This is a genomic window from Desulforhabdus amnigena (genome assembly GCF_027925305.1).
Lineage (GTDB): Bacteria > Desulfobacterota > Syntrophobacteria > Syntrophobacterales > Syntrophobacteraceae > Desulforhabdus > Desulforhabdus amnigena.
This window is the reverse complement of the sequence record NZ_BSDR01000001.1, coordinates 2,375,849-2,390,579: the sequence shown is the minus strand read 5'-3', so window position 1 is coordinate 2,390,579 and position 14,731 is coordinate 2,375,849. Positions and strand designations below refer to the sequence as shown.

Annotated in this window: 9 protein-coding genes and 1 riboswitch; all 9 genes read right to left on the bottom strand. The window is 57.0% G+C overall.

Annotation, left to right across the window (positions count from 1 at the left end; translation table 11 throughout):
• Positions 1-18 precede the first annotated feature (18 nt).
• Complete coding sequence (gene cobN, locus QMG16_RS10195) at positions 19-3,792, bottom strand: cobaltochelatase subunit CobN (RefSeq protein ID WP_281793993.1); 3,774 nt, start codon at positions 3,790-3,792, stop codon at positions 19-21.
• An 11-nt stretch (positions 3,793-3,803) separates the two neighbouring features.
• Entirely contained in the window at positions 3,804-4,847 is a 1,044-nt protein-coding gene (locus QMG16_RS10190) for a magnesium chelatase ATPase subunit I (protein ID WP_281793992.1), read from the bottom strand.
• Positions 4,844-6,886 (bottom strand): putative cobaltochelatase, encoded by a 2,043-nt coding sequence (locus tag QMG16_RS10185; RefSeq protein ID WP_281793990.1) that lies wholly within the window; start codon positions 6,884-6,886, stop codon positions 4,844-4,846. Before QMG16_RS10185 ends, QMG16_RS10190 begins: the two co-directional genes overlap by 4 nt.
• Positions 6,887-7,046: 160 nt before the next feature.
• Positions 7,047-8,105 (bottom strand): radical SAM/SPASM domain-containing protein, encoded by a 1,059-nt coding sequence (locus QMG16_RS10180; protein ID WP_281793989.1) that lies wholly within the window; start codon positions 8,103-8,105, stop codon positions 7,047-7,049.
• A 118-nt stretch (positions 8,106-8,223) separates the two neighbouring features.
• Entirely contained in the window at positions 8,224-10,275 is a 2,052-nt protein-coding gene (locus tag QMG16_RS10175; protein ID WP_281793988.1) for a TonB-dependent receptor plug domain-containing protein, read from the bottom strand.
• 229 nt (positions 10,276-10,504) lie between these two features.
• Entirely contained in the window at positions 10,505-11,029 is a 525-nt protein-coding gene (cobO, locus tag QMG16_RS10170; RefSeq protein ID WP_281793986.1) for a cob(I)yrinic acid a,c-diamide adenosyltransferase, read from the bottom strand.
• Positions 11,019-12,086, bottom strand: coding sequence for an ABC transporter ATP-binding protein (locus QMG16_RS10165; RefSeq protein WP_281793984.1), 1,068 nt, complete (start codon positions 12,084-12,086; stop codon positions 11,019-11,021). Before QMG16_RS10165 ends, cobO begins: the two co-directional genes overlap by 11 nt.
• Complete coding sequence (locus tag QMG16_RS10160; protein WP_281793982.1) at positions 12,083-13,171, bottom strand: iron chelate uptake ABC transporter family permease subunit; 1,089 nt, start codon at positions 13,169-13,171, stop codon at positions 12,083-12,085. The genes QMG16_RS10165 and QMG16_RS10160 overlap by 4 nt, the downstream gene beginning before the upstream one ends.
• Entirely contained in the window at positions 13,171-14,445 is a 1,275-nt protein-coding gene (locus QMG16_RS10155) for an ABC transporter substrate-binding protein (RefSeq protein ID WP_281793980.1), read from the bottom strand. Before QMG16_RS10155 ends, QMG16_RS10160 begins: the two co-directional genes overlap by 1 nt.
• A 37-nt stretch (positions 14,446-14,482) precedes the next feature.
• A riboswitch (cobalamin riboswitch) is annotated at positions 14,483-14,655 on the bottom strand.
• Positions 14,656-14,731: the final 76 nt, after the last annotated feature.

The following is a 14,731-nucleotide window of genomic DNA, read 5'->3' as shown; positions in this document are numbered from 1 at the left end:
ATCGTGAGGCGAAAGGCCTCATTCCGTCACTTCTTCGATTTCCCCTTCAATGTCCAGGTAGGCGTTGCGAAGCTCTTTTTCCATCTCCTCGTCAGCGTTCCACATCCCTCGGTTGACGGCTTCCAGGAGCTTGTCCAGAATGTTCTGGAGGGCGTAGGGGTTGACCTCTTTCATCCACTCCTGCATTTTGGGATCAAGGGCGTATTTTCGGGCCATCCTCTCGTACATCCAGTCTTCCATCACTTCCCCCGTGGCATCCCAGCCCAATACGACGTCCATCATCTTGGAAATGTCTCCGGCCCCCTTGTAACCGTGGCGTTTCAGCCCTTCGAGCCACTTGGGATTGAGAAGGCGGGAGCGCAGAACGTGCCTGGCCTCTTCGAAGGTGGACCGGATCTTGATCCGCCGGGGGTCCGAGCTGTCGCCCATGTAGGCGTGCGGGAGCTCCCCCCGGACGGTCTTGACCGCAACGATGAGCCCCCCGTAATAGTTGTAATAGTCAGTGCAGGAGAGCATGTCGTATTCCCGGGAATCCTCGTTCTTGATCGTCACATCCATGCGTGAGAGGATTTTTCGGAACGTTTTGGGTTTTTGTTTCCCGTAGCTTCCCTTCCCATAGGCGTGAGCGGTATAGCGGATGTAGTTGTTCCCGAGATCCTCCTGGGTTTTCCAGTGCTTGGATTCCACCAATTCGGCGACTCCGGCACCGTAGGTACCGGGGGGACAGCCGAAGATGCGGAAAGTCGCTTCCCTGAAGGCATCTTCCTCGGACATCCCATCCTTGCGGTAGGTCTGCTGATCTTCCAGCACGTGACGCCGCAGGATGTTGCTTTCGAGAGGCTCTTTGAGTACGGCGACGATTTTCACCGCATTGTCGATGAGTTCCACCAGGTTGGGGAAGGCGTCCCGGAAAAAGCCGGAAATCCTGGGGACCACATCCAGGCGAGGACGGCCCAGTTCCGACAGGGGAATGACTTCCAGGCCGGCCACTTTTCCGCTCCCTTTCCGCCACCGGGGACGCACCCCCATGAGGTAGAGGATTTCGGCCAGGTCGTCTCCCTTCGACCTCATCGTGGGTCCCCCCCAGAGAAGGATGCCGATACTCTCGGGATACTTACCTGTTTCTGAAAGATACCGTTCGATGAGCCCGTCTCCCAGTCTCTTGCCCACTTCCCAGGCTGCGGGGCTCGGGATCTTGTCCGGGTCCACGGAATAAAAGTTGCGCCCGGTGGGCAGGATATCCGCCTGTCCCCGGCTGGGAGCTCCCGAAGGCCCAGGCTGCACAAACCGTCCGTCGAAAGCCCGGAGGCTCGCGGTCAGTTCGTCGGTCACCTGTCGGATTCGGGGTACCAGGGTCTCGGTGATGTATGTCAGAACCGAAGCAACATCGGCGTGATAGACCCCCAGGTAGGACTCGACGGCGGAGCGGATGCTTTCCCGCTGGAATCCAGCGGATTCGAGCTCCCTCACCATCCCGAGGGCCGCTTCATGGCCCAGGCGGAGGATCTCCCCGCCGGTCCTGTTGCCGTATTGTTCCAGAGTTTTCCCCTTGTTTTCCAAGAGGTCGTCGTGGTCGTAGCCCATGGCTCTCAGCACGGATTCTCGAAGGGACGGAACCTCCCCGTTGGGAAGCCGGGTGAGTTGCACCAGAAATTCCACCAGTTTTTCACCTTCGGGGGTCGTACCCAGGATGTGGAGCCCGTCGTTGATCATGGTGTCGGCCAGATCCGTCAGGCAGTCGTGGAGGCGTTCCAGGAAACGATCGAAATCCTGGAAGGCTTCCGCCTCGCCGATTTGCAGATCCTTGTCCAGATCGGCCTGTACGACGGCTTCCCAGAGCATGGGTTTCAGCACGTTCAGCTTGTCGGGATTTTGTTGCCTGGCTTCGATGTAGTCCTTGACGAGGTTTTCCACCTTTGCCAGGTCTTCATAGAGGTCCGCATTGGTGAAGGCGGGAGTGAGATGGTCGATGATGCAGCAGTACGAACGGCGTTTGGCCTGAGTTCCCTCACTGGGATCGTTGATGATATAGGGATAGACATTGGGAAGGTCCATAATGGAAAGGTCCGGATAGCATTCCTCGCTCAATCCTACCCCTTTTCCCGGCAGCCATTCGAGCGACCCGTGCTTGCCCACGTGCATGACCGCATCGGCCTTGAAAACGTCCCTGATCCAGCGGTAATGAGCCAGATAGTGATGCGGCGGGGAAAGGTACATGTCGTGGTAGATCTTGTCGATGTTTTCGAAATAGCCCCTCGGGGGCTGAATGGTGAGGAAGACGTTTCCGTCGATCATTCCGGGAAAATGCATCCGGTAGTCGTGCACAAAAAGGTCCCCTGGAACCTTTCCCCAATCCGCCGTCATTTTTTCTCGAATGGGTGCGGGAAGCGCTTCGTGCCACGGAACGAAGTGCTCTGCCCCTGCATGGGCTTCAGCGCGTTCCGCCATGCGCTCGGGAGTCAGCCACCGCCTGTCGCAGGTCATGCGCTCCAGCATTTCCCGGGCCAGGGCATCGCCGCTTTCAAACGTGCGGTCGATGCGGTATCCCTCATCCCGCATGTGGTCGAGCAGCCGCTTGACGCTCTCGAAGCTGTCCAGCCCCGCGGCACAGCCGATGCGGTCGTTGCGGGGAGGGTAATGGTGGAAGACGATAGCGATCCGTTTTTCGGCGTTCTCTTTCCTTCGAAGCCGCGCCCAGTTGAGAGAGAGGGAAACCATTTTTTGCACCCGCTCAGGGATGGGCATTGTCCGGGTGAGAAGGGCGCCCGTCAGGGGATCTACGGCATCTTCCTCCCTTGTTGCCACGGGAACGGTGATGAGCGCTCCGTCGAATTCGGGCTGTGCGGCGCAATAGGTCACGTCCATGGCGGTCAGCCCCTGCGGGCTTTCCTTCCAGACCGCATGGGGATTCATGGTGCAGACGGCCTGGATGAAGGGAACATCCAGTCGCGAAAGGAGTTCCTTACATTCCGGAGCGACGAGGGTCAGGGAAAACATGAGGGGATTGATGAGAACATTGATTCGAGGGCGTCCGTTTTCCATGAAAAAGTGTTCCACGATGTAGTCCGCCCCCCGGTTCCCCCTCAGGGCATCCTTGTACCTGAAGTGAAAAACCGGGATCACGTTGGCTCCCTGCCTTTCGATTTCCCGGATGATGGCATCGATGGCGGCCAGGTTGTTGTTGACCCAGTAGGTCTGGTAAAACCAGAGCCCCACCGTGACCTTGCCGGGATCGACCCGTTCTTTGAGGTACTTCTCGAAATCGGGAACTCCCGGAAGGTCGGGGTGATAGATCCCTTCATGAGGGAGGGGCTGGGGGAGTTCCAGGGGCTCGATCTTGTGGAAGACCAGGTTGTGCAGGTAGACTAAAAGGTTTTTGCAGTTGAGCGCTCCTCCCTGGAGGAGATAGCCGCTGATGGTATTCCAGACCTCCCGGCCGAAGCCGTCAGAATGCTTCTGGGCCAAGGCCGAGGCATCCTCATCCCCGGCGGAGGGTTGAATGTGGAAATGGGGTGTTTTTTCTCCCAGCGATCTTTTTTCTTCCAATGCCTGAATGAGTGGGGAAAATGCGGGACAGGACTCCTCCCCCCCGTGCAGCGTGATCAAAATCACGTCGGATTCCAGGGCCGCCTGGACGAAGGCATGGATTCGGGAATCATCGAAAAGCTGACTCTTCGTTCTCGCGAGGACTCTGATACGTCCGCCCTCTTCCTGGTATTGCGACACCCCCTGGCTGAGGGAGGCGATCTCCATGGAGGTGGCGCTGTAGTAGCAGAGTGTATAGGCGTTCATGGCCGTACCCCTCATCCTTGATTTCGGTTCCTTCGCACGCTCTTCACATCCATGACGATGTCTTGCAGCGGTTGACGCCGCATGCGATGAGGCAGAGCGAGCTCCGCGGCCGTATCGATATCTTCCCGTATCACTTCCGTTCTGCTGTTGAAGGCCGCGATCGTTTTGGCCGTCTTCAAAATGATGATGTCTCCCCGGTGTCCGTCTACCCCCACGTCAAGGCAGTATGCGGCGATTTCGAAAAAGAGGGAGCGGTCGACGGTTACCCTGGGATAGAGTTGAATGGCGTTTTCGATTTCTCGAACCAGTTGAGCCGACGCCCCTTCCCACTGCCTGCAGAAGCTTTCTGGGTCTTCGTCGAAGGCTGCCCTCCGTTCCATGATGGCGACGCGCTGCTCCGGATCCTGAAGGCTCTCGATATGGACGCACAGGCCGAATCGGTCGAGCAGTTGAGGCCTCAATTCGCCCTCTTCGGGGTTCATGGTCCCCACGAGAGTGAACCTTGCCGGGTGAGAAAAAGAGACTCCCTCCCGTTCGATGGTGTTGATTCCCATGGCCGCGGAATCCAGAAGCACGTCCACGACGTGGTCGTCCAGGAGGTTCACCTCATCCACGTAGAGAATCCCTCGGTGAGCCGCCGCCAGAAGGCCGGGCTCGATCCGTTTTTCACCCATCTTGAGGGCGTGTTCCAGGTCGAGGGTCCCCACCACGCGATCTTCCGTGGCCCCCACGGGAAGCTCGATCACCCGGATCTTTCTTTTCAGGGTTTCGACCGGTTCCCCTTTGAGGATTCTTTCACGGCATTCCACCCGGGCGCATTCCCTGCAAACGTCCCGTTCGGAATTCAAGGAAAGCTGAAAAGGGCAGCTCCGGACCACTTCGATTTCAGGAAGGATCTCCGCCAGCGCGCGCACCGCGGTGGACTTGGCTGTGCCTTTCTCGCCCCGGATCAGGACCCCGGAGAGGGTGGGGTTGATGAGGTTCAGGGTGAGAGCCAGCTTCATCTTTTCCTGGCCCACAATAGCGGCAAAAGGGTATGTCATTCTCTGGGTCATTGAACCGTTCCTTTCACAACGTTCACGAGTTGGTCCGCTTTGAGGTCGTCGATTTTGAAATATCGGGCATGCATTGCAGCGGCAAGCTGCCGTGCCAGGCCGAAAGAGACGACTCCGTCTTCTTCCGTGTCCACGACAATGAACTGAACGCGGGGATCCAGGCTCATCCTGGCGGCCAGGTCCAGGGCTTCTTCTACGGGTTTCCCTTCCCCCAGCGCCACGTTGGACTTTCCATCCGTGATGAAAATAACGAAAGGCCGCATGCTCGGATCCCGCAGAAACTGATTTCGCAGGATCTCATGGCATTTGACCAATCCCGCTGAGAGGGGAGTCCTTCCTCCGACGGGCATCTCTTTGAGCAGCCTTCCCGCCAGTTCCACGGAGGAGGTGGGGGGGAGGTTGAGCACCGCTTCCCGCTTTCTGAAGGAAATCATGGCCACGCGGTCCCGCTTCTGATAGGCGTCGAGGAGCAGGGACATGATGGCTCCCTTGGAAGCCGCCATGCGGCTTCGGGCTCCCATGGAGCCGCTTGCATCCGCCACGAAAAGCAAAAAGTTCCCGATCCTCTTTTCCCGGATCTTCTCCCGTATATCCTCATCTTTGAGGTAGACGGCGAGCTTCCCGTTTCCCTTCCTGCTCTGCTGATAAGGCGCCGCAGCCCGCAAAGTGGCGTCCAGGGCGATGTCCCCCGTTCCTCTCTTCATGGTGCTCTTGACGTATCGCCCCTGTTTTTGTGAAATGCGCGTGCGGGATCTTCTCCCCGACCCCCTCCGAACGACCCGGTCCTTGGGGGCTTCAAAGTGCTTGATGCGGAAGGTCGCTCCCACCTCGAAGACCTGTTCCCGCATTTCCCGCTCTCCCTCTTTTTCCTCCGGGTCCATTGGATCCTGTTTCCCGTCGTCCCGGGGAGGCGGTGGGGCATCGTCCGCTCGGGAATCCGCCTCTTCGGGCGGGGGCTGGGATTCCTGGGGGGAGTCATTCTGCTGCTCGTCCATGGGATCCAGATTAGGGTTTTCATCCTCCGGGGATTTTTCCTGCTCTTCATTCTTCGCAGGCGGAGGAGGGGGCGGGGGTGCCGGGGCTTCATCCCGTTTTCGGTGTAGAAGCACCATGGGAGCCGTTTCGCTGATGTCGTCGATCGTGACTTCAAAGCGATCGTGGTAGGCGGCGTGAGCTTTGGCTGCCTGTTCCATGACCAGGTCGGCCCGATGCCCGGCTGCATGGTTTTGCGTACTGAGCTCGGAAATGAACAACCGGAGATGCCGCGGGAGCCTCACATCACCCAGGATTTCCCGGGCGTGGATGATCCGGGCGGCGATCTTTTCGTTTTCCTCGCGGAATCGCTCTTGAAAGCCCCGGGGGTCCAGGTCGTATTCTTCCCGGTATTGCATGAGAAGTGCCCGTTTTTCGAGATCGGCTTCGGCCGTTACCTCGACGCAAAGCCCAAATCGGTCGAGAAGCTGCGGCCTCAATTCCCCTTCTTCGGGATTCATGGTCCCACTCAGGATGAAGCGGGCGGGATGACGGTAGGAAATCCCCTCGCGCTCGATGCGGTTTTCCCCGCAAGCCGCCGCATCCAGGATGATGTCTACGATGTGGTCGTCCAGCAGGTTGACTTCGTCCACGTAGAGAATGCCCCGGTGTGCTTTGGCCAGGAGCCCCGGCTGAAGGACGCGTATCCCCTTTTTTATGGCCAGATCGAAGTCGATTCCCCCTGCGACCCTGTCCTCGGTGGCATTCAAGGGAAGTGTGATCACTTTCGTGCGGCGCCACACTTCCCGATGTTGCGCCCGCTTTTCACGGCACTTTTCACAAAGCTCGCTTTGCTGATCCGGGTCGCACGAATAGGGGCACCCCTGAACGACCTTGATTTCCGGCAACAGAGCCGCCAGCGCACGCACTGCTGTGGACTTGGCCGTACCCTTCTCGCCCCGGATGAGGACTCCGCCGACTTGAGGGTTGATAGCATTCAGGATCAGGGAAAGCTTCAGTTTTTCCTGTCCCACGATGGCGGAAAATGGATAAACATTTTTATGCATAAGTCCTGCTCTTTAAGCAAAAACGATGGCTGAATAAGAGCCTGTTCGAAAACCTCCTATGGACCTTGGAATAACCCCCTCAGTCCCCCTTGAGGGGGGAATTGAAGGGGGATGTCCTCTGCCAAGGATGGGTTTCGGATAGGCTCTTGGTGCGACACTGTCACATGAAATCTGAGAACGTCGAGTTAAGGAGAAGGTTGAAATCGCCATTTTTCCTGGAGCCGTTCCATAAAGTGCGGTACATCACACAGGTCAAAGAATTGGTTCCCCCTCGATTGTAATACTGCCTGCTGGGACAATCGCCCGGGCAGCGATCCGCCAGGACGCAGGTTTTGCACTCCTCGGAAAACAATGTGAACCGTTTCAAGGCCATGAGGCGCTCTCTATCGGGATGATCCAGCGTTCCCGCGGCGAAAAGGGGATCGCCGGCCGTCTGTGAACAGGGATAGAGCGTTCCATCGGGATGTATTGCCAGGCTTTCCCCCTTGCAGGCATGACAGAAGGGCGGATTCTTCTTTCGATGAGATGCCTGTTCCAACAAGTCCATTTCCCGAAGCCGCAGAGGAGAGGTTCGCCTGGCGTTGACCCCACTCAGTGTTGCCATAAAGCCGGTGATTCCTTTTTCAAGGGATTCGGGAGTGGCTTGAGACACACCCCCTTTCACTCCCCTTCCTTTTCGGACAAAGAGGTCCATTCCCACTCCCCGTGCGCTTTTGAATGCGCCGAGGACAAGGGGGATCTGCTTCAAATGCGCAACATTCTGCTGGGTGACGACGGTAGTCACTCGGAACGGGACGCCTTCCTGTGAAAGGAGTTTCATTGCATGGATCGTGGCGAGGGCTCCCCCGCGCAGTTTTTCCTGAACTTCGGGGGGACCGTCGAGGCTCACTCCCACTTGAATGTCATATTTCGCACAGAGCCTTACCAGAGCCCGATCCATCGTCGTCCCGTTGGTCTGAAGAGCCAGCGTTGCCGGCCAGCCCGCTTTTCGCGTGGTCGAGGCGACCCATTCGATCAACTCCGGTTGAAGGGTCGGCTCCCCTCCCGTCATTTGAACATGAAACGGCAGGCCCGAAGATGCGGCAAGCCTCAGGCCTCTCATCGCCGTTTCACGGGGCATGGAGAGCGGATGGACCTCCTCTTCCCTGTAACAATAGGCGCAGCGGAGATTGCAGGCCGTTGTCAGCAGGAGCATCAGGTAACGTGGAGCCGTCTTCATCGAGTTTTTTAGAGCCTATCCGAAAACCTGCCTCGGCAGCGGACACCCCCCTTTAATTCCCCCCTCGAGGGGGGACCAAGGGGGGGCGCAAGTCCACAGGTGGTTTCCGGATAGGTACTTAGAAGACCATTTTCAAACCGCCGTAAACCCAGCGGCCGGGCATGGTGTACCCGCCTTCGGAATAGTTTTCATCCATGAGGTTTTCCACTTTCATGAAGAGATCCAAGTCCTTGAAAAACTTGTAGTCCTTCAGGACTTTGTAGGTTGCGGCCAGGTCCACTGTGGCGACACTGTCTTCTTCCCATCGGATCTTGTTCCAGTATGGATCATAGAGCGGAACGATCTTTTCATCCTGCCAGGTTATTTTTGCCGACATGCTCAGCCTCTCCAGGGGGTAGGTCTCCAAAATGAAGCTCAGCTTGTTTCTGGGCAGGTACTCCTTTCGAATCCATGCGTCGGTGGGATCGTTCTTGTACTTGGAGTCCGCGTAGGTGTATGCCGCACCGAAGCTGAAGTATTTGCAGGGTCTTGTCAAAAAGGATGCCTCGACACCCTGTGTCTGGGCCTCTTTGGCATTGACGTATTGGTTGGCGAAACCGTCATAGGCGATCTGGTCATCGAAATCGATGTGGAACCAGGTCAGTCCCAGTTCGATCTTTTTATCCAGAAAATATTGGGAGATACCGAATTCGTAGCTGGTGCTCTCTTCAGGTTCCAAATCGGGATTGCCTACGGTGATGAGTTGCCCCATGAAAATGTAACCGCCGTAAATTTCATAGAGAGACGGTGTCCGGTAGCCGGTACCGAAGTGGGAATGAATTTTGGTGTCGGTTTGCTTGAAAATATAAGCGGCGGAAACTTCCCCGACCACTTTGGAGTCGAATTCCTCGTGGTCGTTGTAGCGCAGGCCGCCGGTGAAAAAGAGGGACCGGTCGAAAAAGGCGAACTGGGCCTGCCCGAAGAGATCGTATCCTCCCCAGTCGTAATCGAAATCGACGGGATCGTATATTCCACTGCCGGGATCCAGGGGTTCACGCCCGTCATAGCTCGCCCCTTCATAGTCCATCCCCATAGTCAGGGTGAGCCACTCGGTGGCATGAACGTTATGCTGCATCTCCACATAGCTGGTGGAGCCGTCGTAGTTGGAACGGTCTCCGGATATTTTGGACCAGAAATAATGGCGTTCGGTTTCTCCGTATGACGCCTTGACGGAATAATCCCACATCGAACAGACCTGGTGGTTGAAGTTGAGCCCTGTCTGGTTCAGGAAGCTTTCTCTATGGCTGTTTGGGTCGGCCACGTTCTTAACGAGCTGATAGTTTTTGTCCAGCGAGGGATTATGTTCGCTCATGGCCAGATCGGAGTCGTACATGATATTGCTGAGCTCCAGCGTCATGTCGTCTCTAAGCTTTACTCCCGCTCCCGCCGTGAATCCCAGATTTTCGTAGTAATACCCGTACTTGCCTCCGTTCTTCACGCCGTCGGTGGTCGTGTATAGGGGGTCGAGGTCGATGTAATATTTTTCTTGCCCGTAAGCAAACCGGCCGTTTTCGATGAATGTGTTGTATTCTCCCATTTCATTTCGCAGGCTGACCGTGAGCCCTTCCCGCCACCTTTCCGGGATAATATTGATCACTCCTCCCATCGCCTGAGTTCCGTATAGAGTGCTGTTGGTTCCTTTGAGCACCTCGATGCGGTCGAGGTTGCTTGCGCTTTGGAGGTCTCCAATGAAATATTGCAAAGTATGCTGGGTATCTGCGGCATCCCTCAAAGGCATGCCGTTGTATTGAAACTGGGTGTATTGAGCTCCCGCCCCGCGTATGCTGATGTTGGTGAACTGCCCCGGCCCTCCGTTTCGCTCCATGATGACGCCGGGGAGGGTATCGATCAATTCCGGAATGTAGTATTGCTCCCGGACCGCCCGGTCTTCCCGATCCACCACACTGACACTTTTGGTCACCTCGGAAAGGGGTGTTTCCGTTCTGGTCGCCGTTACCACCATGGGCTCCAGGGCGGCTGTTTCTTTTACCGATGCCTCTTTTTCGTCTTTTCCCGATTTCTCCTGTTCAGCGGAATTTGCTGTCACCTCCTCGTTTTCCTGCGCCGGAACCGAATGAAGAGGAATCATCAGGCAGAATACCGCCAAAACCGCAACGAAATAGCGTTTCACATTTCCTCCTTGCCAATCCCCCCACCTTTTTGTGAGAATGACGGCGGGGACTACTTTGAAACAGGTTTACAGTTCCCAGGGGGCAGATCCGGTTCTTGCCAGGGACTCCGATCTGCCCCTTTCTTTTTGCTTTGCGATGACAGGTATTTGATTCTTTGATATTTCTCCTTTCGCTTGTTGAGTAAACGCCCACAGGTTTCATGTACGCCGTTGTTCAGGGGGGAGCAGTTCAGAATTCGATGCCCTTCTGAGCTTTGATTCCGGCCTTCAAATGGTGCTTCACTTCACGCATTTCAGTGACCATGTCCGCAATGTCCAGGAGTGATGCTGGGGCATTGCGCCCTGTTATGAGCACGTGCAGCGCTTCCGGCTTTCGACAAAGAAATGCGATGGCCTCCTCTTCGTCCACCATCCCATAGTTCAGGGGGTACGTGAATTCGTCCAAAACGACCAGGTGATGCCGTCCCTCTTCAATGATGCTTTTGGCCAGTTTCCATCCCTCCTGCGCCGCCCGGCGATCGCCTTCCGGGTCGCCGGACTTCCAGGTGAAGCCCTGTCCCACAACGTGAAACTCCAGCAAGTCTTCAAATCGCTTTGCGGAGTTTAATTCGCCGTATTTCCACTTTCCTTTGATGAACTGAATGATACACACGGGCAGTCCGTGTCCCAGAGCGCGGAAAGCAAGACCGAGGGCTGCGGTGGTTTTGCCTTTGCCGTTGCCGGTATTTACCATGATCAATCCTTTAGTCTGCATGGGACAACTCCTCGGTGAGCGGTTTTGCACATTCCTCATGAAGCGCAGTCCAACGGTATTCCAGCCCCGCAAGCAAAGCTTCCAAGGATGTGTACGCTTTGTTCGAGCCGCGAATATGCCAGGATATCGAGCCGTTTTCGCACGTCACTTCGACGCACCGCTCCGTTTTGCCCTGGGGGAGGACGCGATATCCTGCACGCTCGAGTGCACGGTAGGTCCACATGGCATGCACGCCTTCCCCACACAATCCGATTTCTCCCCGTTCCGCATTGCTGAGGGTGAAAGCCCCCGATCCTTTGTCGAACGACACCCCGGCGTCGGCGAAGGTTTTGGCAAAGGCGTCGCACAATACCAGGTCTTCCGGGACGCCCTCGAGGAGCGGGCCGCCGGCAGGCAGGAGCCATAGCCGGTCGGCACAGCGGAGCGCCAGATCGAGATCATGTGTCGACAGCAGGATGGCCCTCTGTCCGTCGTGAACCAATCCCTTCAACAGATGCATGAGTTCCACACGGCGAGGCAAATCGAGAAACGCCGTCGCTTCGTCCAGGATCATGACTTGTGGCTCCTGGGCCAGCGCCCGGGCTATCATGACCTTTTGCCTTTCACCGTCGCTGAGTTCGCAGACCGGGCGGTGCGCCAGTTCTTCGATGCCCACGTCGGCAATGGCCCGCCACACCGCTTCCTCGTCCTTTTTGCCCAGCCGTCCCGCCCAGTCGGTGTAGGGATGGCGGCCCAAAGCCACGAGCGTCTTGACCGGCATCATGCCGACGGCGACCCTTTGGGTCAGGACCAGGCTCATGCGTTGTGCCAGCATGTGGGGGGAGAGCTCCTTCAAAGGTTCTCCTGCAATGCAAACCGTGCCGGATAAGGGGGGGTGCATCCCGCAGAGGGTTCGGATCAAAGTCGACTTGCCGGCGCCGTTGGGGCCGAGGAGACAGACGAACTCCCCTTCGCGCAGCGCAATGTTGATCCCCTCCGTGACGATGCGCGGGGGGCGCCTGGGTTTCCTGTATCCGACAGCCAGATCCCGTGCCTCCAGCAGTGTTTGTCTCTTCATGTTCCAGCCTCCATGGCATTTCGACGGCGAAGAATCACGCCAATGACGACCGGTGCACCGATCAGAGCGGTCACCGCGTTGAGGGGCAGTACGACCTGAGTGCCGGGCAGCTGAGCGATGAGGTCGGCCAGCAGCGCCAGCGTCGCCCCGAGAAGAATTACGGCGGGTACGAGAACATGGTGGTCCGATGTCTTCAGCAGCAGACGGCACAGGTGAGGGACCGCTATTCCAAGAAAACCGATGGGGCCGCAATAGGCCGTGACGGACCCCGCCAGGAGCGAAGAGCCCAGAATGATCCAGAAGCGCGTGGCGCGGATATTGACCCCCATGCTGCGGGCGTAGCCTTCCCCCAGGAGAAATGCGTTCAGGGGTTTTGCAAGGAACCGGGCCAGTGCGAGACCCATGATCACGGTCGGAGCGAAGACCGTGATCTGTTTCCATGTCACTCCACCGAAGGAGCCGAATGTCCAGACCACGTATCTTTGCATCTGTTGTTCGAGGGAGAACTGCATGAGGATGCTCACCAGAGAGCCGCTGATGTAGCCGAACATGAGTCCGATGATGAGCAGGGTCACGTTACTCTCCACCTGGCGTGCAATCCCCAGAACGATGCTCAGAACCGTAACGGCGCCAAGCGTTGCCGAAAAGATCAGGGAGAAGTTCCCCGAGATCCCGGTTTTTTCCACCAGGATGCTCCAGCCCATCCCCCCGGCGGTCATGATGGTCAAGGCCACGCCGAGACTCGCTCCGGAGCTTATGCCGAGGACAAAAGGGTCTGCCAGTGGATTGCGGAACAGGGTCTGCATTTTCAATCCGGCGATGCCCAACGCCGCTCCCGCAAGAGCGGCAGTGACCGCTCGCGGCAGGCGGAAGAGCAGGACGATGTTTCGCCATCCGGCAGGAGCGTCCTCATGCCCGAGCAGAATGGAAATGACGCTCTTGAAGGGAATCAATACCGAGCCCAGAGAGAGCTCCAGTGTGAAGACGACCGCCAGCGTGGTGATGAGTCCCGCCCAGAGAAGTGTACTGCTCCGGGAGAGGGTTTGTGCTGGGTCGGCATAAAAAAAAGAGGGAATGTTCCGCATCAGTTTTCTTTCTCCGCGTGGAGTGGAAGCTGCCGGTACCAAATGCGCTGGTGGGAAGGCAGTCGATCCGGATGGAAAATGCTGATGAGATCGGCGAGTACGAGGTCCGGCCGGGCCATCCCCGTTTCCCAGAAATCGTTGCCGCCTCCGGGCCCTATTTTGGCGTTGTTGTTGTACACATGGCCCGTGCGAAAGGCCCGGAATGCACCGTAACGCTCGTCGGCTCCCGACAGTTCTTCCAATGAGCTGCAGGCCCCCGGATTCAGCCAGAATGCCGCATCCCTGGCGCGATCGAAGACCGTTTCCATGCCAATGGGCATGACTCCCGTCGACGTGTCGTCGCTCCAGAGGTAGTCCGCCCCCGCATCTGCCATGAATTTTGCGTGGTAGCTTTTGCCTCCGGCGACATACCATAAGTCACGGTAGACCATTCCGTACAATACCGTGGGCCGTTCCGTCACCGTCCCCATCTTTTCCGCCAGATCTTCATAGCGCATTGCTATCTCGTCGAAGAGGCGCTCGGCTTCCGCCTCTTTGTTGAAAAAAGCGGCAATGAACTTTATCCACTCGGTGCGGCCCAGTGGCGTAGATTCCATGTGACAGGCTTCGATGACCGTTCGAAAGCCGGCTTCAATGAGTTTGGGATGTTTGTCAAACTGGGGAATGCCGGTGCCGTGGGTTATAACGATGTCCGGCTGAAGAGCGAAGAGCTGCTCCATGTTCAGTTCTCTGTCCATTCCGTTGCTTCCGCAGCCGATTTCAGTGACCTGCCCCTGCTGGATCATTTCTACCACCTTGGGCGTGGTGACACGTGTACAACCGGAAAATCCCACCAATGCCTGTTCAATCTGAAGCATAGGGAAGAACGGCACGGAGCTTGTGCTCGTAAGAGCTGCCCGCCGCACCGGGACCTCGACGACCACGGCTTCAGGAGGCGCTGTCGGAGGCGTTTGGCCGTGCGGCACGAGGAGGTAGGTGAAAGTCACTTGAGCGTCACGCCAGGGGGAGAGAACCTGAATCTTTTTGTACGTATTGTGGTATTCGATGGTGAAGCCTTTGGCATATCGAATCCGCGCCTTGCCGGGAAAGAGGTCAGCCTGCCCGTGCTCCGTTTGAGCTTCATGCTCCGCAATGGGCGCGGAAGGATGGGGAGGTTGCGGGAGCGTATTTTCGGCCATGAACATCGCCGCACAGGTCGCGATGGAGATGAAAGGAAAAAAAGCCGAAAGGATGCAGAAAACAATACGTGCAAAGGATGAAGGAAAAACGTACATGGATGGGGCTTTCCTTTTCCCCCCTCGGGGATTCGGTGAAAAGTTCCGGCATCGTTCAGGTCTCCTGGCTCACGTTCATCCTAATCACCGCGCCTTCCCATCACGCTTCTGGGCATGACAGTGGCACCATGCGGTTTTCGTCCCGATCACAGTCGCGGGGCGGCGGAAGATTTGCACTTCCTTCCCTTGAAACGATGCAACTTGTTCAATGAGTTTTTGCTGTTAGAGTTTTTAGTACCTCTTACCACGAAGGCACAGAGATCACAGGGGAATTCCATAGGAATTC

Bases quoted from the DNA above. Each gene is read 5' to 3' on its own strand.
- QMG16_RS10180 (WP_281793989.1), bottom strand. From the start codon at position 8,105: ATGAAGACGGCTCCACGTTACCTGATGCTCCTGCTGACAACGGCCTGC.
- QMG16_RS10165 (WP_281793984.1), bottom strand. From the start codon at position 12,086: ATGAAGAGACAAACACTGCTGGAGGCACGGGATCTGGCTGTCGGATAC.
- QMG16_RS10185 (WP_281793990.1), bottom strand. From the start codon at position 6,886: ATGCATAAAAATGTTTATCCATTTTCCGCCATCGTGGGACAGGAAAAA.
- cobN (WP_281793993.1), bottom strand. From the start codon at position 3,792: ATGAACGCCTATACACTCTGCTACTACAGCGCCACCTCCATGGAGATC.
- cobO (WP_281793986.1), bottom strand. From the start codon at position 11,029: ATGCAGACTAAAGGATTGATCATGGTAAATACCGGCAACGGCAAAGGC.
- QMG16_RS10155 (WP_281793980.1), bottom strand. From the start codon at position 14,445: ATGTACGTTTTTCCTTCATCCTTTGCACGTATTGTTTTCTGCATCCTT.
- QMG16_RS10160 (WP_281793982.1), bottom strand. From the start codon at position 13,171: ATGCGGAACATTCCCTCTTTTTTTTATGCCGACCCAGCACAAACCCTC.
- QMG16_RS10190 (WP_281793992.1), bottom strand. From the start codon at position 4,847: ATGACCCAGAGAATGACATACCCTTTTGCCGCTATTGTGGGCCAGGAA.